Annotated in this window: 19 protein-coding genes; 9 read left to right on the top strand and 10 right to left on the bottom strand. The window is 60.4% G+C overall.

All coding sequences use genetic code 11. The annotated features are described in order from the left end of the window. Window positions 1-64 precede the first annotated feature (64 nt). Window positions 65-1,183 carry a DUF72 domain-containing protein gene (locus tag AAIL67_RS20960; RefSeq protein WP_343484779.1) on the bottom strand — a complete coding sequence of 373 codons (1,119 nt, stop codon included), beginning with the start codon at window positions 1,181-1,183 and terminating at the stop codon, window positions 65-67. Between the two features lie 178 nt (window positions 1,184-1,361). Between AAIL67_RS20960 and AAIL67_RS20955 the strand changes: the two genes are divergently transcribed. From AAIL67_RS20955 to AAIL67_RS20925, 7 genes are all read left to right on the top strand, one after another. Continuing rightward, complete coding sequence (locus AAIL67_RS20955; RefSeq protein ID WP_343484778.1) at window positions 1,362-3,743, top strand: Tex family protein; 2,382 nt, start codon at window positions 1,362-1,364, stop codon at window positions 3,741-3,743. Window positions 3,744-3,803: 60 nt separating this feature from the next. After that, window positions 3,804-5,051 carry a dipeptidyl aminopeptidase gene (locus AAIL67_RS20950; RefSeq protein WP_343484777.1) on the top strand — a complete coding sequence of 416 codons (1,248 nt, stop codon included), beginning with the start codon at window positions 3,804-3,806 and terminating at the stop codon, window positions 5,049-5,051. Between the two features lie 66 nt (window positions 5,052-5,117). After that, entirely contained in the window at window positions 5,118-5,960 is an 843-nt protein-coding gene (locus tag AAIL67_RS20945; RefSeq protein WP_034356638.1) for an HDOD domain-containing protein, read from the top strand. A 208-nt stretch (window positions 5,961-6,168) separates the two neighbouring features. After that, window positions 6,169-6,930 carry a response regulator transcription factor gene (locus AAIL67_RS20940; RefSeq protein ID WP_034395630.1) on the top strand — a complete coding sequence of 254 codons (762 nt, stop codon included), beginning with the start codon at window positions 6,169-6,171 and terminating at the stop codon, window positions 6,928-6,930. Window positions 6,931-7,203: 273 nt separating this feature from the next. Further along, a complete protein-coding gene (locus AAIL67_RS20935) occupies window positions 7,204-7,800 on the top strand; it encodes an ATP-binding protein (RefSeq protein WP_253233117.1) in 597 nt (198 codons plus the stop codon). A gap of 133 nt (window positions 7,801-7,933) precedes the next feature. Further along, the gene (locus tag AAIL67_RS20930; protein WP_343484776.1) at window positions 7,934-8,953 is read left to right on the top strand and encodes a patatin-like phospholipase family protein; all 1,020 of its coding nucleotides are present in this window, start codon (window positions 7,934-7,936) and stop codon (window positions 8,951-8,953) included. A gap of 300 nt (window positions 8,954-9,253) precedes the next feature. Further along, a complete protein-coding gene (locus AAIL67_RS20925; RefSeq protein WP_343484808.1) occupies window positions 9,254-11,680 on the top strand; it encodes an AI-2E family transporter in 2,427 nt (808 codons plus the stop codon). A gap of 17 nt (window positions 11,681-11,697) precedes the next feature. Here AAIL67_RS20925 and AAIL67_RS20920 read toward each other — a convergent pair whose 3' ends face one another. From AAIL67_RS20920 to AAIL67_RS20885, 8 genes are all read right to left on the bottom strand, one after another. Beyond that, on the bottom strand, window positions 11,698-12,834 hold the full coding sequence (locus AAIL67_RS20920) for an iron-containing alcohol dehydrogenase (RefSeq protein ID WP_343484774.1): 1,137 nt from the start codon (window positions 12,832-12,834) through the stop codon (window positions 11,698-11,700). Window positions 12,835-13,417: 583 nt separating this feature from the next. Beyond that, a complete protein-coding gene (locus AAIL67_RS20915) occupies window positions 13,418-13,765 on the bottom strand; it encodes a DUF4148 domain-containing protein (RefSeq protein WP_343484773.1) in 348 nt (115 codons plus the stop codon). 281 nt (window positions 13,766-14,046) lie between these two features. Further along, entirely contained in the window at window positions 14,047-15,141 is a 1,095-nt protein-coding gene (locus AAIL67_RS20910; RefSeq protein ID WP_343484772.1) for a porin, read from the bottom strand. Between the two features lie 107 nt (window positions 15,142-15,248). Next, window positions 15,249-16,052 carry an SRPBCC family protein gene (locus AAIL67_RS20905; protein ID WP_343484771.1) on the bottom strand — a complete coding sequence of 268 codons (804 nt, stop codon included), beginning with the start codon at window positions 16,050-16,052 and terminating at the stop codon, window positions 15,249-15,251. Then, window positions 16,042-16,521: a (2Fe-2S)-binding protein gene (locus AAIL67_RS20900; protein ID WP_343484770.1), complete on the bottom strand. Its 480-nt coding sequence runs from the start codon at window positions 16,519-16,521 to the stop codon at window positions 16,042-16,044. The genes AAIL67_RS20905 and AAIL67_RS20900 overlap by 11 nt, the downstream gene beginning before the upstream one ends. After that, window positions 16,518-17,399, bottom strand: coding sequence for a xanthine dehydrogenase family protein subunit M (locus AAIL67_RS20895; RefSeq protein ID WP_343484769.1), 882 nt, complete (start codon window positions 17,397-17,399; stop codon window positions 16,518-16,520). Before AAIL67_RS20895 ends, AAIL67_RS20900 begins: the two co-directional genes overlap by 4 nt. Next, window positions 17,392-19,698: a xanthine dehydrogenase family protein molybdopterin-binding subunit gene (locus AAIL67_RS20890; protein WP_343484768.1), complete on the bottom strand. Its 2,307-nt coding sequence runs from the start codon at window positions 19,696-19,698 to the stop codon at window positions 17,392-17,394. Before AAIL67_RS20890 ends, AAIL67_RS20895 begins: the two co-directional genes overlap by 8 nt. A 112-nt stretch (window positions 19,699-19,810) precedes the next feature. Further along, on the bottom strand, window positions 19,811-20,794 hold the full coding sequence (locus tag AAIL67_RS20885) for a tripartite tricarboxylate transporter substrate-binding protein (RefSeq protein WP_343484767.1): 984 nt from the start codon (window positions 20,792-20,794) through the stop codon (window positions 19,811-19,813). A 178-nt stretch (window positions 20,795-20,972) separates the two neighbouring features. On the opposite strand from AAIL67_RS20885, the gene AAIL67_RS20880 reads away from it, so the two are divergent. Beyond that, window positions 20,973-21,497: a MarR family transcriptional regulator gene (locus AAIL67_RS20880; protein ID WP_343484766.1), complete on the top strand. Its 525-nt coding sequence runs from the start codon at window positions 20,973-20,975 to the stop codon at window positions 21,495-21,497. Between the two features lie 481 nt (window positions 21,498-21,978). On the opposite strand, the gene AAIL67_RS20875 is transcribed toward AAIL67_RS20880, so the two are convergent. Next, on the bottom strand, window positions 21,979-23,151 hold the full coding sequence (locus tag AAIL67_RS20875) for an FAD-dependent monooxygenase (RefSeq protein ID WP_343484765.1): 1,173 nt from the start codon (window positions 23,149-23,151) through the stop codon (window positions 21,979-21,981). A gap of 143 nt (window positions 23,152-23,294) precedes the next feature. Between AAIL67_RS20875 and AAIL67_RS20870 the strand changes: the two genes are divergently transcribed. After that, window positions 23,295-24,266, top strand: a complete 972-nt coding sequence (locus tag AAIL67_RS20870) for an AraC family transcriptional regulator (RefSeq protein WP_343484764.1) — start codon at window positions 23,295-23,297, stop codon at window positions 24,264-24,266. Window positions 24,267-24,280: the final 14 nt, after the last annotated feature.

Genomic DNA, 24,280 nt, shown 5'->3' with positions numbered 1-24,280 from the left:
GCTTTGTTTTTGATAGCCATCAGCGCTTTGAAAGTAAGCGTCTGAGGGGGATTCGAGTATTAATTCAGGATGACGGCCGCGGATGCTTGTCAGAGCCTGAGTCTGAAAGACTCGCAAGCGCCTGCGCCAGCAGCGCTATCGAGCGGGGGGCACATCCCTCGGCATCGTTGCTGATGGTCACAAAAGCGGGTTGACCGGCACCGGTGATGCCGGCAATCGTGCGGGCCAGCCGCTCGCGGGTATGCCGATCTTCGCTGAGGATCTCGTTGAACGGCTGGTGCTTCTTCTGGGCATCGGCATAGCCATAGGCGCCAAAGATGCGATTCAGGTTCCAGCGGCAGACCAGCGGCCCGGGCCATAGCGCACGCAGCATGTCCAATTGCGCCTCGATGGGCGGCATCTTGCCGTGCAAGCCTAGACAGAAGGTTGCGCCATGGGTCTTGAGTGTCTGGGGCAGCGCCGGGGTCAGCAGCTCGGGGTCTCTGACCTCGACGGCCACGACGACTTGCGGATGTGCTTGTAGCGCCTGCCTTACGGCGGACAGCAGCAGTCCGAGCTTGTCCATCAGCAGGCCGGGGCGGCTGAGCAGACTCCACGGCAGGGGGCTGAGCTGAAAGACCAGAACGCCCAGCTTGCTGCCCAGTCCTTCGAGTGTGGGCTCCACAAAATGCTCTATGGCCAGGTGAGGGTCGAGAAACGCCGGGTTGCTCTCGCGCGGCTTGCCTTCCTCGCTGCGTACCTGGGCATCGGTGATTCCGGCCGGGCATTTGACGACAAAGCGAAAGTCGTCATCGACCTGCGCGGCAAAGGCTGCATATTGGCTGGCCGTCAGCGGCCGCCAGAAGCTGCGGTCGACGCAGACGGTGCGTAGCAGTGGGTGCTGGTGATAGGCCGTCAGACCTTTTTTGGCCAGCACGCTGCTGTCGTAGGCACCGTCCCAGACCAGGCCTTCCCAGCCCGGATAGGACCAGGTCGAGACGCCCATGCGCAGCAGGGGAGACAGTTGCGCGGCCAGGTCCTGGTACTGCGCAGCTGCAGGGGCCAGAGAAATAGCGCCGCGCCTGGGTTTGCGTTCAACTGTGTCATCGGCCTGCGGCGCTTCTTCAGTCCGAGCCTTACCGGTACCGTCTCCGGGTGGAGGCAGCTCATCGGCAAAAAAATCGTCCTGGAAGGTATCGGGCATGTCGCAATAATTTTAATGAAATTGGCCTTCCGTGCATGCTCATCAAGGGAAAGCAGCTATGGAAAGCATAGTTTTTAAGGTTTGCTTGCACTTATGCTGGATATCGAGGGCAGTCTGGCGGCATGCCTATGGCAAACTCATTGGCTTCCTGTGTTGAACGCCGTGGGGCGAATATCGAATGCAAAAAATCATTGGTCAGATTGCTCAAGAACTGAATGTCAAGCCGCAGCAGGTGAGCGCGGCTGTGGAGTTGCTCGATGGCGGCGCCACGGTTCCGTTTGTGGCCCGCTACCGCAAGGAGGCTACGGGCGGTCTGGACGATACGCAACTGCGCACGCTGGACGAGCGCCTGACCTATCTGCGTGAGCTGGACGACCGCCGTGAGACGGTGCTCAAGGCCATTGACGAGCAAGGCAAGCTGACCGATGCGCTGCGCCTGGCGATTGCCAGTGCGCCGACCAAGCAGGAGCTGGAGGACATTTACCTGCCCTTCAAGCAAAAGCGCCGTACCAAGGGCCAGATTGCCAAGGAGTTCGGCATCGAGCCGCTGGCCGACAAGCTGTTTGCCGACCCCACACTGGATCCGCACAAGGAAGCCGAGGCTTTCTGCAAGCCCGCGACGACCTTGGACGATGGCAAGCCCGGCCCCGACTTCAGTACCACCTTTGCCGTGCTGGACGGCGTACGCGACATCCTGTCCGAGCGCTGGGCCGAAGACCCGGCACTGGTGCAGAAGCTGCGCGAATGGCTGTGGGATGAGGGCCTGCTCAAGTCCAAGAAGGTCGAGAGCAAGAACGAAAACGACCCCGAGGTCGCCAAGTTTCGCGACTACTTCGAATACGACGAGCCCATTGGCCGCGTGCCCTCGCACCGTGCCCTGGCCGTGTTCCGTGGCCGTGCACTGGAGGTTCTCGAAGCGAAGCTGGTGCAACCGGTCGAGCCTGAACCGGGCCAACCCAGCCTTGCTGAAGGCAAGATCGCGCTGCACCTGGGCTGGAGCCATGCCAAGCGCGCCGCTGACGATCTGATTCGTAAATGCGTCGCCTGGACATGGCGCGTGAAGCTGAGCCTGTCCACCGAGCGCGACCTGTTCAGCCGCCTGCGCGAAGATGCCGAGAAGGTGGCCATCAAGGTGTTTGGCGACAATCTGCGCGACCTGCTGCTGGCGGCGCCTGCCGGCCAGCGTGCCGTGATCGGCCTGGACCCCGGCATTCGCACCGGCGTCAAGGTGGCCGTGGTGGACAGCACCGGCAAGCTGGTGGACACGACCACCATCTACCCGCACGAGCCGCGCCGCGACTGGGATGGTTCTTTGGCGGTGCTCGCCCGTCTGGTGGAAAAGCACGATATCAATCTGATCGCCATCGGCAACGGTACGGCCAGCCGCGAGACGGACAAGCTGGCGGCGGACCTGATCAAGATAGCCTCCAAGGCCGACAAGAAAATCGACAAGGTGGTGGTGAGCGAGGCAGGTGCCTCGGTCTATTCGGCCAGCGAGTTTGCGGCGCAGGAAATGCCGGACATCGATGTGAGCCTGCGTGGTGCGGCATCGATTGCCCGCCGCCTGCAGGATCCGCTGGCCGAGCTGGTCAAGATCGACCCCAAGAGCATTGGCGTGGGCCAGTACCAGCACGATGTGAACCAGAGCGAGCTGGCGCGCCAGCTGGATGCCGTGGTCGAGGATTGCGTGAACTCCGTGGGTGTGGACCTGAACACCGCTTCGGCTCCGCTGCTGACGCGCGTCTCAGGCCTGTCGGGTTCGGTCGCCAAGTCGGTGGTGCGCTGGCGCGATGCCAATGGCTCGTTCAAGAACCGCAAGCAACTGATGGAAGTGGCCGGTCTGGGGGCCAAGACCTTCGAGCAGGCCGCAGGCTTTCTGCGCATTCGCGGTGGCGACAATCCGCTCGATATGACAGGCGTTCACCCCGAAACCTATCCCGTGGTGGAGCAGATCATTGTCTCTACCGGCAAGCCCGTGGACCAGATCATGGGTCGTGGCGAAGTGCTCAAGTCTTTGAAGCCTGAACAGTTTGCCAATGACAAATTTGGTGCTGTGACGATCAAGGACATTCTTGGCGAGCTGGAGAAGCCCGGCCGCGACCCGCGCCCCGACTTTGTCGTCGCCCGCTTCAATGATGGTGTGGAAGACATCAAGGACCTGAAGGAAGGCATGACGCTGGAGGGCACGGTCAGCAACGTGGCCCAGTTCGGCGCGTTTGTGGACTTGGGCGTGCATCAGGACGGACTGGTGCACGTGAGCCAGATGAGTCACAAGTTCATCGAAGATGCGCGTGAAGTGGTAAAGACCGGGCAGATCGTCAAGGTCAAGGTGCTGGAAGTCGATGTGGACCGCAAGCGCATCAGCCTGACCATGAAGCTGGACGCTGCGCCTGCGCGCCGCGATGGCCCGCGCGATAACCGCTTTGAAGGCGCTGGTCGTGGCAACAGTTACGGCGCCGGCAACCGTGGTGGCTATGCGCAACCCCAGCGTGGCAACCAGCCCGCAGAGCAAAACGCCATGGCATCAGCCTTTGCGAAGTTGCAGGGACTGAAGAAATAATCTCCTACCGGGCCGCCACTTAATTCATATTACAGGCGGCTTTTTTGTGGGAGCACATCAATGCGCAAAGCGAGAGGGCGGGTAATACTGCCGGCCATAGGGGTGGCAATCTTGGTGGTCTTTATCGGCGCCAAGATGGCATCGCGCGGCTGGATATCGTTGGACAGAATCAAAAGCAAGGCCCATGCCCAGCAGCCTGCACCCCTGGTCTGGCCACCAGCCCTGGCGCCAGAGAACGATGACTTTTGTCATACCGTCAAGCTCAATCTTGCCCAGGTTGACAAGGCCCAGGAAGAGGGCATCAACATAGATCAGCAGCGGCGCTGCATCACGCGTGCAGCGATGGCAGAGCATGAGGTGGCCAAAGTGCGTCACGCTGCCGCTCGCAAGCAGCACGAGAGCCAGCACGCGGAGCAGGTGCAGATCGAGCAGCTGGTGGATCAACAGATCGCTTCTGGCGAAATCGCTCTGCAAAGCCTGATGCAGGCTCGTGCCGGCAAGACAACACAGATTGCGACAGCCTTGTTGCCGGCGGCCCATAAGCCTATCCAGCCGATGCCGACACCGCCTTCTCAGCTGTTTGTTCCCATGAGCTATCGGAGCGGGGATCTGAAACTCAATGCCTTTGTCACCCCGGATCCCAGAGATGGGAGGAAGCAGCCTTTGATGGTCTGGCTGACGGGGGGAGATACCAATAGCCTGGGCGATTTCTGGAGCGAAGGGCCAGCCGCCAATGATCAAAGCGCCAGCGCTTTTCGCAAGGCTGGCATGGCGATGCTGTTTCCCGCATTGCGCGGCGGCAATGACAATCCCGGCCAGCGTGAGTATTTCTGGGGGGAAGTGCAGGACGTGGCAGCAGCCATCCTGCAGGCCGCACAGCTGCCTTATGTCGATCCGGCACGCATCTATCTCGGTGGGCACAGCACCGGAGCCACGCTGGCCTTGCTGACGGCGACGGCTGGCTTGCCCGTTCAGGGGGTGTTCGCTTTTGGTCCGGTGGACGAGATCGGCGGCTATGGCTGGCCCGTGAAATGGGGCTTGCTCTCGGCGGATGAAAAGCGCTTGCGTTCGCCCGTCTACTGGCTGCATGCCATAAAGAGCCCGACGTGGATCATCGAGGGCAGCAAGAGCCCGGGCAATATCAACAGTCTTGACAATATGTGCGCCGCACGAAAATCGAATCAGCTGCACTGTGTCTCGGTTCAGGGGGCTGATCACTTTTCCGTGTTACAACCCCTGACACGCAAGCTTGCCAGCCAGCTGGTCATGGGTCAGCCAGTGCAACTGAATAGAGATGAAAAGCTCTGACCTTCCTATGGGCCCACTCGTGTTCATTTCGTGGTGGCGACAGCCTTGCCACTGCCTTTGATCCAGATGAGCCGCGTCAAACCATTGAGCCTGTCAACGTTGCTGGAGCAGCATGTATTGCTGCCAAGCCAGCCGCGCGTCGTTGCGCTGCTGTCGAGTGAACTGCGCAAGCCGGAGCCCGGCATGCGCAGCCTGGTGCAATTGTTTTCCAGCGATCCGGTTCTGACCGCTCGTCTGCTGGCTGCGGCCAATGGGCCAGCGCATCTGCTGGGGCAGCGCGTGCACAGCATTCCCGAAGCACTGGTGCTGCTGGCGCCGGTTCAGTTGCGGCAATTGGTGCAGAAGGCGGCTCCAGTCAGCGCATCTCATGTTTCGGCAGGCTGGAGTCTGGCGAATTTCTGGCGCTACAGCCTGGACACGGCACGCATGGCGCGCGCGCTTGCAATGTCGGTTCAGGCCAACGCCTCGCAGGCCTATGCGTTGGGACTGCTGCATGGCCTGGGAGAGCTGTTGCTGCAGGCTGCCGACCCTGACACTTTCTTCCGACTTTCCGAGTTGCTGGAGCCCATGCATCCCAAGCGCCCTCAGGTGGAAATGCAGCTGATGGGCTATTGCTCGGGGCAGATTACGGCCCATCTGGCGCGGCAGTGGAATTTTCCGGAGCAGATCAGCGATGCCTTTCAGTTCATGCATGCGCCGATGGAGCAGCCTGTATTCGAGCCCTTGACGGGGGTGCTGCATCTGGCCATCTGGCGGGCATCGACCCGAGCGCTTAACTGGGGTGAGCGCCAGCTGGCTGTGACTTTCCCTGCTGAAACTGGACTGGCGCTGAGCATGGACATCGACATGGTGCTGCGTCAGGCATCCATCGACTGGCACGCGGCAGGCTCTCTGGATGTTCAGTTTTAGGGCTCCTTGGCGCCTGTGACGAGGAGTCGGCGGTTTTGAGTAGGTGTCGTCAGAAAACCGTGATTACTCAAATTGCATTTTTTCTTACGCTGAGTTGCAGTTTTAATTGCTAAAAACTATCTAATGACGCGCTGGGGAGTTTTTATCTATATGGTGTCTTGAGCACCATCCTGAGTCCCCGGCAGGCAACTCTGGCCAGGAGAGAGAAATGGACCCGAACGGTGCAAACAACTCTGGTGATGCCCTGATGCTCCGACCCATGGCTGTGGAGCTCGGTAGTCCTTCCATGTGGCCCGATCATATGGTGGGGCAGCCCGACAAGCCCGTCAGAGTTCTGTTGGTGGACGATGATGCGCATCTGCGCATGGTGATCGCACAGGAAATCATGAATGATCGGCGCACCATGGTGGTTGCTCAGGCGGACAACCTCAAGGATGCAAGAAAAGCCATTCGTCAACATGAGTTTGATGTCATGTTGCTGGATCTGAAGCTGGGGGCTGACGATGGTCTTGAGTTGATCGAGGTGATGAAAAGCCAGCGCCCGCAGGCCGAGGTCATTGTGGTTTCGGTGGTGGAGACGGAGGAGCAGGTGTTGCACGCTTTCGAGCTGGGGGCAACCGGCTATCTGGTCAAGAACTCCTGGTTTGGCAACTATCCTCAAGCGGTGCTGCAGGTCGTCAATGGCGGTGCATCCATCACTCCCAGTCTCGCCAGGCGGCTGTTGCAGCGGTATGACAAGCGGCCGGCCACCGGGGCCGTGCCGGGGGCCGGTATGTCCGACAGGCTCTCCAGCCGCGAATGCGAGGTCTTGCGCATGGTTGCCAGTGGCAATACCAGTGCAGAGATCGGCGTGCAGTTGGAGATCAGCACCATGACGGTCAACACGCACATCAAGAACATCTATCGAAAGCTCCAGGTGCGCACCCGAGCACAAGCCGTGCGTTTCGCCTACCTGCGTGGCTGGTTCTAGGCGCCAGTATCTGCGAACGCATTCACCATGTCCTACGTCTGGCAGCTGCTTCTGTGGAGTGTTCAGCTGCTGCTGTGGCTGCCCTGGCTTTTGCAGCCTGGAGCGGTGTTCAATTCAGCTCCCTGGTGGACTGCTGCGCTAGGCGCGGCGGGCAGCATGGCGGCTGTCGTCTGGCTGTTGCCTCTGGCATATCGCAGCGTGCTGTGGCGCAGACGTAAAAGCGCACGTCCATCGAGAGAGGTACAGCTGGAGCGCAGGCGCATAGCGGAGGCATTGCATGACGATGTCGGCAGCCAACTGGTGCAGCTGATCAGCCTGACCGGGCTCGGCACGGACCCGGCGATTCGCAGCAACGCAGAACAATGCCTGCTCGATCTAAGGCTGATTGTTGATTCCATGGATAGCCGAAACGAACCCTTGGGTGTCCTTCTTGCTCGTTTCAGGCACAGGCTGCAACCTGTGCTGGATCATCGAGGCATGAATCTGCACTGGGATGTTTGGGACCCGGAGATGTCTGGCGATACCGGCAGTCTGCCATGCGGCGCCATGGCCGAGGAAATCATGGCAGTGGTGAAGGAGGCCGTGAGCAATGTGCTGCAGCACACTGACGCGCCTGAACTCTGGATCACGCTGGCTGCCGACGAACAGTGGAAAAGTGCTTCAAATGTTTCAGATGCCTCCTTTGTGCATGCTCGCCTGAGCATTGAGGATGCGGGGCCTGTCAGACCGGCTGATGGCAGGCAAATCCCGGGCGTAGCATCTGCTGGCATGGGGTGGGTCAATATGCGCCGCAGAGCGCTTGTCATGGGGGCGAAACTGAGCATCTCCGCTCGACCCGGTGGCGGTACCTCGGTCACGCTCAACTGGTGAAGTCGCCGAGCTGATCGCGAGCAACGGGGCTTGCAAGCACAATGCCCACATGACGTCATCCACAAGAGCATTGCGAATCTATGCCGGTCTCAAGGCGCGGCAATCTATAGAGCGGCGGGGCTTGCAGCCGGATATGGTCAGAGTCATACCGGCGGCTGCAGGCGGTCCCAAGGGCTTGATTCTCGGACCTTTGGATCGCTTCATCTTTGGACAGTGGTTGCAGGCCAGCGCGCAGCCGGTGGATCTGATTGGAGCCTCCATTGGTGCCTGGCGCATGGCGACGGCTTGCCTGGACGCACCAGTGGAAGCCTTTGAGCGACTGGAGCGTGACTATATTGCACAGCGCTTCGATCCCCCCGAAGGGCAGAGGCGCACGCCGTCGTCGCTGGTCAGTGAGCGGTTTGCGCAGTCGCTGCAGGATTTTTACGGGGGGCGTGTGAGTGAGGTTCTGGCGAATCCGCGCTATAGGCTGCATGTGATCGCCGCCCGCGGGCGTGGCCTGCTGTCACGTGCATCGCCCTGGCGCACACCATTGGGCTATGCGGCCGCGTTTGCAGGCAATGCATTGCATCGGTCGGCATTGGGCTGCTTGCTGGAGCGGGTGATCTTTTCCTCTTCTGCAAGCGATGCTGTGCATGCTCTTCCCTTTGGTGTTGCGGACATTCGGTCTGCACAGACCCGGCTGACGGAGAGTAATTTCATGGAAGCCTTGCGAGCCAGTTGCTCCATCCCTTTCGTGCTGGATGCCGTGCAAGACATTTCAGATGCTCCCAAGGGTGCCTACTGGGATGGCGGCATTACCGACTATCACATGCATCTGGATTATCTGGCCTCTCGTAACGGCGATGGGGTGGTGCTATATCCTCATTTTCAGAAGGCGGTGATTCCTGGATGGTTGGACAAGGGGCTGAAATGGCGTCATGGACCGAGTTCGTATCTGGACTCGATGATTGTGCTGGCCCCTGATCCCGCCTGGGTGGCTTGCCTGCCAAACGCCAAGTTGCCGGATCGGCACGATTTTCTGAGCTATGGCACAGACCATGATGCACGCGCCAAGGCCTGGAATACTGCGGCGGCGGCCAGTCTGCAACTGGCCGATGAGTTTGCGCAGTGGCTGCATGCACCTGATCCGGGTCGAGTCGAGGCTCTATAGCGCTTTTTTGCAAATTACGACAAAGCCTGACAGCAGAGGGGGGCAGAGCCAGTTGGAATTCTGGATGAGCGCACTTTGTCTCAGAAAATCATAGACAACAGTCCATCAAGGATGCCAATGTCAGAGAACCGAAACGAGAATTCCCCGTCCGATGAGTCGTCTGCAATCCCCGAGGTCAACTTTGGCGCGGTTGCGCCAACCAAGCCGTATGCGGGGGCACCGGTCGAAATCGAGACTTTCTCGCGAGAGGCGGGTTCGGCCGGAGAGGGCCGGCAGCCAGCTCCCGGTTTGTGGGAGGGCATGGACAGACGAGCCAGGGCCAACGTGGCTCCGGGGCTTGTGCATCTGGCGGAAATGCTGCCGGCCCTGCGTTTGCTCATCGGGCTGATGATTGCTTCCATCGTGATTCTTGCCCTCTATTTCGGGCGGGACATGCTGATTCCACTGGCCCTGGCAATGCTGTTCGGCTTCTTGCTCGACCCTGCTGTCAGCAAGCTCAAGCGCTGGGGGCTGCCGCGAATGGCTTCGGCCATTGTGGTCGTGGCTTTTTCTCTGGCAGCACTCGGCGGCTTGGGCATGTATCTGGGTAGTCAGGTGCAGCAACTCAGTGCCGATCTGCCGACCTATCAATCGACAATCCGTGACAAATTGCGCAGTCTGCGCAAGAGCGCAAACATGCCCAGCGCCTGGGATGGTGTTTTCAAGACCTACAACACGGTGGAGAAGGAGATTGCCAGCGTGGATAGTGCCAGGGCGCGGGTACAGAAAGTGGAGGTTCAGCCTCCCGAGTCCAAGCCCACCACGCGGATGCTGCAGTGGCTGGGGCGTATTGCCGAGCCGGTGACGACCGCAGGCATCGTGTTGCTGTTTGTCATTTTGATTCTGCTCGACAGGGACGAATTGAGGGATCGGTTGCTTAGGCTGGTGGGAGGCAACCTCAATGTGGCCACCGATGCGCTGGATGAGGCCTCGCAGCGCATTGGCAAATATCTGCGCATGCAGTTCATCGTCAATGTCAGCTATGGCGTGCCACTCGCCATGGGCTTGTTGCTCATTGGTGTGCCAGGGGCGATTCTCTGGGGCGTGCTGGGTGCCATCATGCGTTTTGTGCCTTATGTGGGCCCGATGATGTCTGCGGTATTTCCGCTGGCGCTGGCTTTTGCGGTCGATCCCAGCTGGGACATGTTTTTGATGACTCTGGGCCTGATTCTGCTGCTGGAGCTGATCAGCAACAATGTGATCGAGCCGTGGCTATATGGCTCAAGTACAGGTTTGTCGACCTTGTCAATCATTGTCGCTGCAACCTTCTGGACGGCGCTTTGGGGGCCGATCGGCCTGATTCTTTCCACTCCTTTGACGGTGTGCCTGCTGGTGCTGGGGCGCTACATTCCCTCGCTCAAATTCATGGAGGTATTGCTGGGCAGCGAGCCTGTTCTCGGGCCGCAGCAACGGCTGTACCAGCGTCTGCTGGCCGATGACGCTGATGATGCCATCAGCATGGCCGTACAGTCCGTGGAGGAGCGCCTGCTCTCGAAGCCCAACCAGGATGACAGAGCCAGTGCCGTCAGCGGGTTTTATGATGAGGTTGCCATTCCTGCTCTGCGTATTGCAACCCAGCAGCATCTGGAGTCGGCGACGGCCGAACATCGCTTGCGGCTGTCCAATGGCATGGCAGCCTTGCTTGAGGAGTTGCAGGACCAATATGCATTCAGAAGCAGTGGCGAGCATGCCCGGGTAGCTCCCGGTGAAGGTGATCAGCGTCGATGCCTGCGCATTCATTGCGCAGGTGTGCGCTGGGAGGTGGATGCCCTGGGCGCAGCCATGGTGGCCCATGCAGAGAGCTTGCATGGTCATGAGGTTAGCTGCTCCGGATGGGCACTTGCCCCGGACTCGAAGTCCTTGCAGTTTGATGCCAATGGCTTGTTGGCGGATCGCGAGTGGGTTCAGGCCGTGAAGCAATCGGATTTATTGGTGCTGTCGATTTTCAATCACCAGCCACAAAGCATGGCGAGACGCATTGTGCGGCGCATTCGCCGCCATTGGCCGGGTGCACGAGTGGTGCTGTGCCTGTGGAATGCTCCAGCCGTGGCAGCTGACCCCGAGTTTTCCCGGCAGACAGGAGCGCAGGCCTGCGTGACCAGTCTGCGTGAGTTGCATCTCTGGGTAGAGGCCATGCAGGTTGGAGATCCCGGCGAGTGTGTGATTGCTGCTCCGATTCCCGATGATGATGAGCAGCGCGTCAAAATGCTGCATGAAAGCGGAGTGCTGGCACCAGCATTGACAGCGCTATACCGCGATACGGCCAAGAAGGCAGTCAACGCTTTCAACACCAAGTGGGCTCAAGTTTCCTGGGTGGATGCTGAACATGTCTTTGCGCCGGGCAGTCTGCTTCCGCTGTCAGCGCAAGAGGGCGCTCAACAAGGCTTCCCTCGTGATGGCACGGTGTGCTCGTATGTCGTGTATGAAGAGGAGGCCATTGTGGTCGGAGACTTGGCGCGAGACCCCCGATTTGCAAGCGACTCGGTGGTGCATAGCCTGAAGCTGCGCTTTTACGCGGGTGTGCCTCTGGTGGACAAGAAAGGCAATGTGCTGGGCTGCCTTTCCATACTTGATGACGAGCCTCGAAACATGTCCGACGATGAGCTCGAGGTGCTCAGCAGCATGGCGAGGCAATTGATGGACGATGTGCGCGAAGCGCTCAAGCAGGGTCCTGTCGTTGAGGCTTGAGCGCTGTGTGCAGTCTGTCAGAGCGAGGTGCTGAGCATCTGCTCATAGTCCTGTGCGGATGCCAGCCGTGGATTGGTGGCGTGACAGTGATCCTTGAGTGCACCGCTGATGATTGCATCAAACTGCGCGCGCTCCACGCCCATGGCAGCCAGACCCGATGGCAGGTTCAGGCGGGCATTCATATCTCGGATCGCGTCGGGGATATCGCTTCCGCTGCTGAGACCCATGGCATGTGCCATCCGGTTGAGGCGGTCCTCGCGCTGAACGCTTTCGGCTTCGGCATTGAAACGCACGACTGCGGGCAGAAACATGGCGTTGAGCGTGCCGTGGTGCAGGCGTGGGTTGATGCCGCCCAGGCTGTGACTGAGGCTATGCACGCAGCCCAGCCCTTTCTGAAAAGCCATGGCTCCTTGCATGCTTGCGCTCATTAATTGGCGGCGGGCTTCCGCGTCGTTGCCATTGAGCATGGCCCGCTCGATATGCGCCCAGCCCCGGGTCAGTCCGTCCAGGCCGATGCCGTCAGCCGGGGGATTGAAGGCCGAGGCCATAAAGGTTTCCATGCAATGGGCTATGGCATCCATGCCGGTTGCTGCCGTCAGCATGGGGGGGAGGCCGAAGGTGAGCTCGGGGTCGCAGATGGCAGCCTTGGGCACCAGATGCCAGCTGTGAAAACCCAGTTTGCGATGGTCGTCCACGATGATGATGGCGCCACGCGCTACCTCGCTGCCCGTGCCGCTGGTGGTGGGTACGGCAATCAGCGGAGCAACTCGCTCCGTAATACGAGGCGAGCCGCCTTCAATCGTCGCGTAGTACGAAAGCGGGCCTTCATGCGTAGCCGCAATTGCCACGCCTTTGGCACAGTCAATGGCACTGCCACCGCCCACAGCGATCAATCCATCGCAGTTCTGGGCTTTGTAGATTTCAGCCGCAGCGCGCACAGCCGCTTCAGTGGGGTTGGAAGGAGTCTGATCAAATACGGCATGGGGCAGGCCGCCCAGTGCATTTATGGCTTTTTGCAAGATTCCTGCCGCCTTGACGCCGGGGTCGGTCACGATCAGCGGCTTGCTGATACCGACACGCTCGCATTCCTGGCGCAGCATTTGCACGGCGCCAAAGTCAAACTGGATCTGAGTCACGTAATTGATGAAGGCCATGTTCTGCTTGCTCAGTAATAAGGGGGTCTTGGCAATCTAGAAGCCGCATGCGGCCACGCAAAGACAGCAAACCCTAGGGGGGTGGAAAAATCGTCTCCCAGGGGACAGGGGGTGTTCTGGGCAGATTCGATCACGCCACCCCTTTAGATGCCAACCTGAAGCACTGATGCTTCATGCCTTCATGGCAAGATAATCCGTTAACAAAGAACTGTGGCGATGACTGCGGCCCTACTTCCAGCCTTCGCACCTTTGCCAAAGGTTGCGCACGTTAGCTATCTGTGAGCGATGAAGCTACATGTGAACTGCGCTTTGCCAATTGACGGGCACTGTCTGCTGCTCGCCCGCCCCCCGTTGGTTGGTCTTCAGGAACGGCTCAGGGGGCGGCGTCTGTGGGGCGATGATCAATTGAAGGAAGCGGATAAAGGCTTGGACTGGGTGATGCCAGCAATCCAAGCATTGATCATCGCCACTCGGCCGGCAGCATGGGGCAGTTGCTGCCGGTGGCCAGATCAAGCATGCCGGTCATCGCATCGCGCAATGCTGGTCAAGTAAGACCGGGGGCCCAACAAGGCCTCTATAGGCCTCAGCGAGCGATGGACTGCAACCGAGCTTCCCGCGCTGCTGGAGATTCGCGCAGCAATTCGTTAATCACTTCTTCGCGTGTTTTACCGGGACCTGCAGGGGGCGCAAAGTTGGGGAAGTTGCTTTCTCCATACGACAGGCGGCCGCTTTTCATCGCATCCGCAGTTTCGGCCCTGACTTGATCACGTGTCTTCTGGCTCACGAAATGTTCCGGATGAACAGTCACGCCTTGCTCGTTATTGGCTGGGTGTTCGTAGGCTGCCGAAGCCATCCCCGGCATGGCTAGTACAGCTACTACTGCTGCTGCGCTTGCAAATACGGATGCGATGGAGAGACGACGTTGAGACATGGTGATAGCTCCTAAGAAAGTCGGTGAAACACAATCTCCCAGGCCTTGATAGAGGTAAGGAGGAGATGTGTGGATCTTAGAAATCCGACCCCAACAGAAGCGGGACAGCGCGGTGACATTGTTGTCAGCTTCTTCTCATGCCGACCTGGACTGCCCATGGGCAGGTAGACATGCCCGGTCTATGTTGGTGAACGAGCCCCGCCTTGGGGGACTGTCACTTCTTCTTCTGAAAAGCGGGTGCAGGCCACCAGGCTACCCGCACCCGCTGATTGGCACCGGCTTTAGAACGTATGGCGCAAGCCCATGCCAAAGCCAGTCTGGTTGACGCCAGGCATTGGCGTTCCACCAGCTTGAGCGCTGCTTGCTCCAAAGGCCGCATTGCCGCTGTTCTTCATATAGCCCAGCGAGGCATAGGCCGAAGTGCGCTTGGACAGGTTGTAGGTACCGCGCAGTACCAGCAGCTGGCCCTTGTCCGCGTTGTCCTTGTACTTGAGCTGGTTGTACTGGGCGTCCACGCTCCATTGCCCAAGGGGGTAGGTCACGCCCACAAACCACAGGTCGTTGCGCGGCGATGCGATATAGCCGTCATTCTTGCGACGCATATAGCCACCACCAATCTTGGCGCCACCAAGCTTCACATAGCCGTTGAGCATAGTGCGCTTGTCGACTTTGTCGCTGCTGGTCAGCCCTGCGAAAGCACCGGGACCGCCGCGCAGCTCGTCATGCGCCAGCGCCGCTCCCCATGTCGTGGTGTCGTACTTGAGCATGGCCGACCACTCGCGGCAGGTCTTGGAGTCGGTGCTGCTTTCACCCGCGCAGTTGGTACCGCCGGGACTGGGGCCCGCATTGACGGCATCGCGGCCGAGGCTATAGGTTGCGCCGACCGTCAGGCCCGAGAAGGTGCCCTTGTAGGAGATCGCATTGTCGGCACGTGCATTGGGAAAGTAGTTGTCCAGACTGGCCATGCTGTGCAGGCTCGGACCGATCACGTCAGCGTCGAGTACGGACCAGAACAGCATGGTGTATTGACGGCCCAGCCCCAGCGATCCCCAGGGGCCATTGAGGCTGACGAAGGACTGGCGGCCGAAACCGCGACCGCCCTGGTTGAGAGCTCCGCTGTCGGGGCCGATACCCATCTCCAGCGTGAAGGATGCGCTCAATCCGCCTCCCAGATCCTCGCGGCCGCGAAAGCCCAGGCGCGATGGAACGCTGCCCGTCAGATTGGGCATGCGTGTGAGGCTGGACTTGGTTGCGCCCACGTTGTTCATGGTTTCGACGGCCGTATCCATGATGCCGTAAATCTGTACGGACGATTGTGCATGTGCCAACCCTCCCACCCCCAGAAGCGCAATGGCGCTCGCTACCTTCTTCAGCATGAATGTCTCCAATTTTTAATGTCGTTCAGTATTTTTTGCATGCGTGGTTTGATGTGATTGAGCTGTTGAGTCGTGAGCCTCCTTACTGGTCGGAGCAAAAAAAGTGCTTACTTGTGCAGAGACTGGAGCCATTCCCGGCATTCGGATGCAGCTGTGGCAGGCCACTCGACACAGATCGTCTTGTCCATCTGACGCACTTCTACGCGTATGACCTGGCCGGCGCGGCGTGCATTGCGAGCACCTCCGAAGATGCGGGCCCACCAGCCGGCTTCGCTGTATGTGTCCTGTGTCGAGGCTGTGATGGCTGCTTCCATCTGTTCCTGCGGAACTTTGCTAGAGGAGACGGTCGGCGCTGCGGCAGGTTTGATCTCAGGGCTCGCGACAGCTTGCTCGGCCAATGAAGGCATGGTGGGCGCTGTCGAGGGGCCGACGGTGGAAGGTGGTGCCGCATCAATGATCAACCCACCGGCCTCGAGGCGAGCAGCCAGATTGCTGCCAAACTCTTCCCAGAGACGATCGGCCTTGGTCTTCATGACCGACAGGCCAAAGGCGCCCAGGCGGCCCAGCACGTCGACATTGACTTTGATCCGTAAATCGGTGCCGCCGTTGGCAGCAGGCGTCAGGAACACTTCGCTGGTCTGCTTGAGCGAGCTGGCCACCGAGGCATCCTCGCCGGTGCCTTCCACGCGCATGTATTCCGGGGCCTTCTGTTCGACGATCTTGGTCTTGAGCTTGAACTTGGCGCTGATGAAGGAAATCTTCTGGTGCATCTCCGCCACGTACTCGGTGGGACTGATGACATCGATGGACTTCATCCCGGGCACGGCGCCGGCCATGATCTGGGGATTGAGGAGCAGATCCCAGACCTGCTGGGGAGGGGCTGAAACGGACAGGGTTTTTTCAATTTCCATGATGCATCTCCTGTGCTGCATGCAGCACGGATTCCACGATTTGGGTGTAGCCGGTGCAGCGGCAGAGGTTGCCGCTGAGGCCGTGGCGCACTTCCTCGCAACTGGGCTGGGGAGTGTTCTTGAGCAGGTCGCAGGAGGCCATGATGAAACCCGGCGTGCAGTAGCCGCATTGCAGGCCGCCGCACTGCATGAAGTTCTTCTGCAGGGGGTGCAGCTTGTCGTTGGCGGACAGCCCTTCGATGGTGGTGATGCTGCGTCCGTGAACCTGCACGGCCAGCATCAGACAGGATTTGATGACTTCGCCGTCCAGCAGCACCGAGCAGGCGCCGCAGGTTCCGGTTTCGCAACCCCGCTTGGTGCCTGTCAGATGCAGGTCGTCTCGCAGGAAATCCGATAGCAGCCGCCGCGACGCGACTTCGGCGCTATGCGATTCGCCGTTGACCTGGCATTCGATGCGATGCGTGCTCATGCCGCAACTCCTTCATTGATATCGATTCCAAACAACGTGGCCACCGTGCGGCGGGTCACCGTGCGCACCATGGCGCGGCGAAACTCGCTGCTGCCCCGCAGGTCGGAGACCGGCTGGATGTCCTCGGCCACGATGCTTGCGACCTCTGAAGCGAGCTGCGCATTCACGGTCTTGCCGCGCAAGCAGTCTTCGGCACGGCGCAGCCTGGTGGGAATGGGCGTGGATGCCCCAATAGCCAGACGTGCCTGGTGACATATCTGCCCCTCTCTTTGCACGACCAGGGCCACGCTGACCAGGGGGCGGTGCTCTGCTGCCGTGCGCAGAAAGCGCGTGTATTCCCCCTGGGTGCCGGGCGCCTGCAGCGGCACCCGGATTTCCAGCAGTAGCTCATCGCTCTCCATGGCCGTGGTGTAGTAGTCGACCAGGAACTCTTCCATCGACAGCACGCGTTCTCCGCGTGTGCTGCCCAGAACGACCGAGGCGTCGAGGGCCATCAGACAGCCGGGCGGGTCCGTGGATGGGTCGGCATAACAGAGATTGCCGCCTATCGTGCCCTGGTTGCGCACCTGCGGATTGGCCACCTGGGCGGCCATCCGGGCCAGCACCGGTGCATGCGCCTTCACGAGCTCGGAGCGAGCCACATCGATATGGCGGCTCATGGCCCCGATACGCAGACCTTGGTGCGGATCGAAATCGATGCCATGCAGCCGGGGCAGCCTTGCCACCGAGATCAGGTGCGTGGGCGCAAGCATGCGTTGGCGCATGGCCAGCATCAGCGCCGACCCGCCCGCGATGATGCGTGCATCGTCACCGTACTCGGCCAGCATCTGGCTGGCCTCTGTAACCGAGCGGGGCTCCGCAAAATCAAATTCACGCATGGCTTGCTCCTTGCTGCTGCTTGTCGCGCAATGCAGCCAGCACTTTTTCCGGGGTGATGGGCAGATCGGTGATGCGCACGCCAATCGCGTCATAGACGGCGTTGGCTATGGCTGGCGCGCCGGGCAGGATGGCGGTTTCGCTGGCACCCTTGGCGCCATAGGGGCCGTTGGGGTCGTTGGATTCCACAAGGCCGCCACGCAGCATGGGAACGGCATCGGCGGTGGCCATGTTGTAGTCCGCGAAATTGCCGTTCGCCAGGCGCCCGCCCTCGTAGTGCAACTGCTCATACAGCGTCCAGCCTATGGCCTGAACGGTGGCGCCATTGGTCTGGCCGTGAATCGCAAGGGGGTTGAGCGCCTTGCCGCAGTCGTCGGCGACATAGCTGTCGATGACGCTGACCTGGCCGGTCTCGATATCCACTTCAACTTCAACGGCCTGGGCTGCGTAGGAGTAAGCCGCGGCAATATTGCCGTAGAGCTTGTCGTCATGCATGACGGTCTTGGGGTCCCAGGTTCCTGTGACCTGAATGCCTCCTCCGCCATGGCGCCAGATATGCTGACGCGCCAGATCGGCCAGGGTGCTGCGGCGTTCAGGATCGGCACTTACATAGACAGCACCGCCCTCCAGCGTCAGTGCGTCTGAGGGGGTATTCAGGCGCTCGGCAGCCAGGCTCAGCAACTCTTGCCGCACCTTGCGCGCGGCGATGATGGCCGCGTTGCCGCCCGACATGGTGACGCGTGAAGCCAGGGTGCCCACGGCTACCGGTGCGACATCGGTGTCGGGTGCAAGCACATGAATATCGGCCAGAGGCAAGTCCAGTTCATGGGCCACGATCTGGCTGAGCATGGTGCTTGCCCCCTGGCCCATATCGCATTCACCACTGATGATGAAGACTCGACCGTCCTCATTGATCTTGATGACCAAGGTCGAACCATCCCAGTTGCCGATGGTTCGGTTGCCGCTCACATGCATGGCCGCTGCCATGCCCACGCCGCGGCGCTTGATGCCGCTGGGCTTGACGCGTTGGCGTTTGCTTGCCCAACCTATGGCCTCGGTTGCCTGGTCTATGCACTCCAGCAGTCCGGTGCTGCCGATATGCCAGCCGTGAATTGAGACATCACCTGCCTTGAGTGCGTTGAGCTTGTGCACCTGCACCGGATCCAGGCCCAGTTTCTCCGCCATGGTATGAATATGGCTGTTGAGCGCAAACTGCATCTGCGTTCCGCCAAAGCCCCGGAAGGCACCGCGTGGCGGATTGTTGGTGTAGTACAGCGTCGCTTCCGAACGCACATTCGGATTGCGGTGCATGTTGTCGCTGCGCATGGCGCTGACGTGCATCACATCACCGGCAAGGCCTGCATAGGCACCGCATTCGGCAATGATGCGAACCTGCTTGGCGACAATGCGGCCGTCCTTGAGCATGCCCAGCTTGAGGGTGATGCGCTCGGGCACGCTGGCGCATGCGGCCTGGAAGTCCTCCAGGCGATTGTTGACCAGCCGCACCGGACGTCCGGTATGCAGGGCCAGCAGGCCGGCAAGCAACTGGTTGTCGTCCTCCACGATCTTGCCGCCGAAGCCGCCACCGGTCGCCGCCTGCACCACCCGCACGCGGGAAATGGGCAGACCCAGGGTCATGGCCACCTGCATGCGCACCAGATTCACTGCCTGGGTCGAGGTGTAGAGCACCAGCCGGCCATCGGGGTCCAGCGAGGCCACGGTGGCCATGGGCTCCATATAGCCGGGGTATTGCGAGTGAGTTGTGTAGCTGGCTTCGTGAATCAGATCCGCAGCGGCAAAGCCTGCATCCACATCCCCGCGCTCGAACTGGATATGGTGGCCCACATTGTTGCGCCCTGGATGGATGCCGAAGGCTTCCTCATCCATGGCTTCCTCGGGCGTCAGAATGGCGGGCAGTTCTTCGTACTCCACCCGAATCAGATCCAGCGCATCACGCGCGATTTCGTCGGAAACGGCGGCCACCGCGGCTACTTCTTCGCCGCAATAGCGCGCCACGCCTTTGGCCAGAACGGCGCGTTCCTTGTGATGCGCCCCCCAAAGATTGGCAGGCGCATCGTCGCCGGTCAGAACCGCCTTGACGCCGGGCAGAGCGCGTGCCTCGGCAGTGTCTATGCGAACGATGCGCGCATGCGGGTAGGGGCTGCGCAGAACCTTGCCGTGCAGCATGCCGGCAAGTTTCAGGTCTCCCGCATAGATGGCTCGGCCCAGCACCTTGGCCTTGGCCGTTACCTGGGGAGTGTCCATGCCTAGCGTGGACTGAGATGAAAGAGCAGATGTCATATCCGTACCTCGCGGCAAGAGGGCCTCGGTCCCTGTGGACCTGAGGCTTCTGCCACGTCATTGAGATGTCTGTTTGAATCGCCCAGGACTGCGCCTGCACGATTCATCGAGCTCACTCGGCCACGATGCCCAGTTCCTTGATGGCCTTGCCCATCACCATGTACTCGCGCTGATTCAGATCGGTCAGCACCTTGGGCGAGCCGCCGGCCGGCAGGGCTCCGAAGACAGCCAGTTTTTCCACGACTTCGGGCTCACGCAAAATGGCATTGAGGTGCTCATTGAGCAGATTGATCACTGCGGCTGGGGTCTTCTTGGGAGCAAAGAAGCCGTTCCAGGCGCTGACGGCTACATCCTTGTAGCCCAGCTCCGCCAGTGTCGGCACAGCTGGTGCAAGCGATGAGCGCCTGGTATCGCCAATGGCCAGCGCGACCAGCTTGCCCGAGTCCAGATACTGGCGCACAGGCCCGAAGGTGACCCAGGCAGTATCGACATGCCCGGCCACGACATCGGTTACTGACGGGCCGACGCCGCGGTAGGGAACATGAGACAGCTTCACGCCTGCGGCTTTGTTCAGCCATTCGCCAGCGATATGCATGGGCGAGCCGGCTCCCGGACTGGCATAGGAGACGGTGGCGCCGCTCCTGGCCCTGGCAATCAGCTCAGGCAGATTCTTGACCCCCATTTTCGGGCTCGTAACCAGCACCAGAGGCTGAGTGGCTGTATTGATGATGGCTTCGTAGCCGTTGAGTACGTCGTAGGCCGCAGCTCCCGACAGCTTCATGACCAGAGGCGCGGTGGTGAACGGGTTGGGCGTGAACAGCAGCGTGTAGCCATCGGCGCGTGCACGCCCCACCATACCGTTGCCTATCGCACCGCCGGCACCTGGACGGTTGTCGATCAGCACGGTCTGCTTGAGCCTGTGGCTGAGCTTGTCGGCAAAGAGGCGGGCGATTGCATCGGTATCCCCGCCCGGCGGGTAGGACACGATCACCGTGATGGGCTTGCTTGGATAACTTTCTTCGGCAAGCACCGGCTGGGCAAGCAGCGTGCCGCAGGCAAGCGCGGTAAAGCAAAACTGGCGTCTATCAACTGACATGGTCGCCTCTCCTTGGGCCGTGGGTATAAATCTGGCGCTCAATCTCAATTGATTCATTAATGAAACAACGAATCGCAAGAGAAACAATAGACGGAGTTATACGCCTATGGTTGATCGATCAAATTGCCGTTTTCACTATTGACATGTGAATTTGTTATTTAAGGTGGAACAATGGCGCATGAACAAGAAAACGTGTGAAACGCCCTGGTCGCACTTGAACGCGCAAGGTGATGGACTGACGGTGGACGACTTCATCACCACCTTGATGAGCCAGGTGGGAAATGCTCTGCGGCGCACGATTACCGTGCCCTATGCCGAGAAACACGATCTGACGGTCTCTGAGTGGCGCTTGCTGGCCTTGATTGCTCACTCGAAGCGGTTGGCCTTCTCGGATCTGGTCATTCAGTCCACCTCGGACAAGGCCTTGGTGAGCCGCGCTCTCAAGCGGCTGCAAGCCAAAGGCCTGGTGGATCTGCAGGGTGAAGGCAATACGCCGCGCAAGAAGATTTTTTGTCAGGTCACCGAACAGGGCGAGGCCCTGCATGCACAGGTCATGCCCTTGGCGCGTGCCAGCCAGGCTGCCGCCATTCGGGCATTGCCTGAAGATGAGCGCAATGCCATGTACAACGCGCTGATGCGCTTGCGTGCACATTGCGAGAAAGCAGGCGCTTTGTCCGGCGAGGATGAAGCAGGTATGGAATAGTTCCTGTGTCCCTGTGTTGGACAACCGCCAGGATGCTGTTGCAACACATATAGACGCACGAATTTCCGCATGCTGCAGGCGGGGTCATCCGCACATTAAATGTGCTTCGCCGGTTGATGCGCCATTTGAGAATGAGGGCCGGGGTCCGCAACTTCCAAAGCAGCGGCTGGAAGTCACAGGCCAATACTTTCTCACCTGGCTTCCGAGGCCGCTCGTCACCGTCCTCTGACATGTCTCGCAAGTCAGCAGCGCTTGGCGAGATCCGGATCCACCATGGCAAGATGCGCTCCCGCAGACGCCTGTTTTCTTGCTCATGGGCAGAGGCAGGCTCATGCAATGGGCCAAGCAAGGCATGGGTGCCTGCCAGCCATGCACCGTGGTTTTTCGCCAGATGCCGACAGCGCCACGATGCTCGTTCAAGACCGCACCATCAACCCCCGAAGGCGCTGCGCAGGGCAACACTGCCGGGGTGTACTGTCGTTTAGGTAGAGCAGGCAACCGGCTCGGCCGTCAAAGCAACTTGCCACGCGTCATAGCCATAGACCCAGTCGGCATTGCCTCCGGCACGCAGCCAGTTATTGCCTCGCGAGCCTATCTGGATCTGGCTGGTGCGCTGCTTGCGCATGGCCTCGTAGTTCTGCAAGGCTTGCGCAACGCCTTCGGCATCCTGCACTGCATCAAGGTTGCGGGCCAGCACCACGGCATCTTCGATAGCCATGCCGGCGCCCTGGGCCATGAACGGCATCATGGGATGGCTGGCATCGCCGAGCAGCGACACGCGTCCCTGCGACCAGTGCGGCAGCGGGTCGCGTTCATACAAAGCCGTCTTGAGCACGCTGTCACACGCATCCAGCAAGGCTCGTGCATGTGGATGAAAGCCGGCATAAAAGCTGCGCAGTTCGGTCACGCTGCCCTCGGTGGTCCAGGATTCCTCATGCCAGGATTCCTGCGCCGTGGTGGCGAAGATAAAGGTGTCGCGGCCCTGATTGAGCGGAAAGGTCACGATCTGGCTGTCCGGAGTCGGTCCCCACCATTTGGTGAAGGCCCCGATATCGGGAACATGGCGCACACGCTCGGTGGGCACCACGGTGCGAAATGCCACCACACCGGTAAAGCGCGGGCTCTCTGCGCCAAACAGGGATGTGCGCACCACCGAATGAATTCCGTCCGAGCCTATCAGCGCATCCAGTCCATCGACTCGCGCGCCGTCGGAAAATTCCACGGCAACACCGGCATCGGTTTGCACAATCCGGTTGACGCGTTTGGCGAACTTCACCTGCTCATGGGGAAAGGCATCGGCCAGCGCAGCCAGCAGGTCGGCGCGATGGATGGTGAGTTGTGGCGCACCGTATTGACGCTCGGCCTCATTGCCCATGGTCAGGCGCGATGTTTCCTCGCCGTTGTCCCAGGTGCGGCTGATACGGTGCGTTGGGCGGGCTGCCGAAGCCCGTACGGCCGCCGCAATGCCGTCGCCCAGTCCGTCTAGTGCGCGCACAGCATTGGGCGTCAGATTGATGTCGGCGCCCACGCGCAGGTATTGCCGGCTCTGCTCGAACACCGTCACCTCGTGTCCGCTGCGGTGCAGCGCGTTGGCGGCGGCCAGGCCACCAATGCCGCCTCCCACAATGCCTATTTTCAATCGTGTCTTGGACATGCTTGCTCCTTGATATGGGTATGGTTTGCACGTTCCGGGCTGCGCAGGCAGCCCGCATACGGTGCCTGCCAGTGTCGACAAGGCCGCCTGTCACGTGAAGCGCAAAGCATCCATAAAATGACACAAATCGTCCGGAATCCTCCATGAAACAAAGCAGCGACCATTTAAGCGACGTGTTGGCCATCTGTCGAGCCGAGCGCGCGGTGACGGCCAGCTTTTCATTGGGTGAGCCTTGGGCGCTGGCGTCCGAGGGAGTGCCTGGGACCATGATCCGCGTCGCCCAGGGGCAGCCGTACTGGCTGCAAGTACAAGGCCAGGCACCGTTGCAGGTCTTTCCTGGCGATCTGGTGGTGCTGCCGCTGGGCAGTCCGCACGTAATTGCGTCGGACCTCGCACTGGCACCGGTTCCGTTCGCACGCATGATCGAGCGCTTTGCCCAGGGGCCAAAGGACGAGAATCCTCTGACGTTCGAGCATGGCGGAGGCGGGGCCCGGACCCGCATTGATTCGGTGCTGCTCTGGATATCGGCCTACTGCAGGCACTCCATATTGACTCTGCTGCCGCCGCTGCTGCACATACCTGCAGCGCAGGCAGCTCCACCGGCCATGCTGGGCAACATGCTGCAGACTCTGATAGAGGACTCGCTGGCGCGACGCGCCGGCTGGCGTTTGGCGGCCGCGCGCCTGGGTGAGTTGGTCCTGATCCACGTGCTCAGCAACCATTTCGCCGCACAGCAGCAGCGCGGTCAAGGCTGGGTGCGCGGTCTGGCCGATGTGCAGATTGCCAGGGCCATGGCCGCCATCCACGGTCGCCCCAGCCATGGCTGGACCTTGCAGGCCCTGGCCAGGGAGGCTGCCATGTCGCGCTCGCTCTTTGCCGAAAAATTCAAGGCGCTGGTTGGAGAATCGCCCATGGCCTATCTGCAGCAGCAGCGTATGGCCCATGCAGCCCAGCAACTGGAATCGGGTTTGCCGCTGGCCCAGATCGCCGAGGATTGCGGCTACGAGTCAGAGCGTGTTTTTGCCCGCGCCTTCAAGCGCTGGTGCGGTTTGCCACCGCGCGCCTATCAGCGCAGCGCCAAGGCGCTCAGAAACGAATTTGCTGCGCTGAAATGAGGTTCTCCAGCCGC

It is taken from the genome of Comamonas sp. A7-5 (assembly GCF_039581385.1).
Classification (GTDB): Bacteria; Pseudomonadota; Gammaproteobacteria; order Burkholderiales; family Burkholderiaceae_C; genus Comamonas; species Comamonas thiooxydans.
The sequence above is the reverse complement of the archived record's forward strand: the minus strand, read 5'-3'. Positions and strand labels throughout refer to the sequence as shown.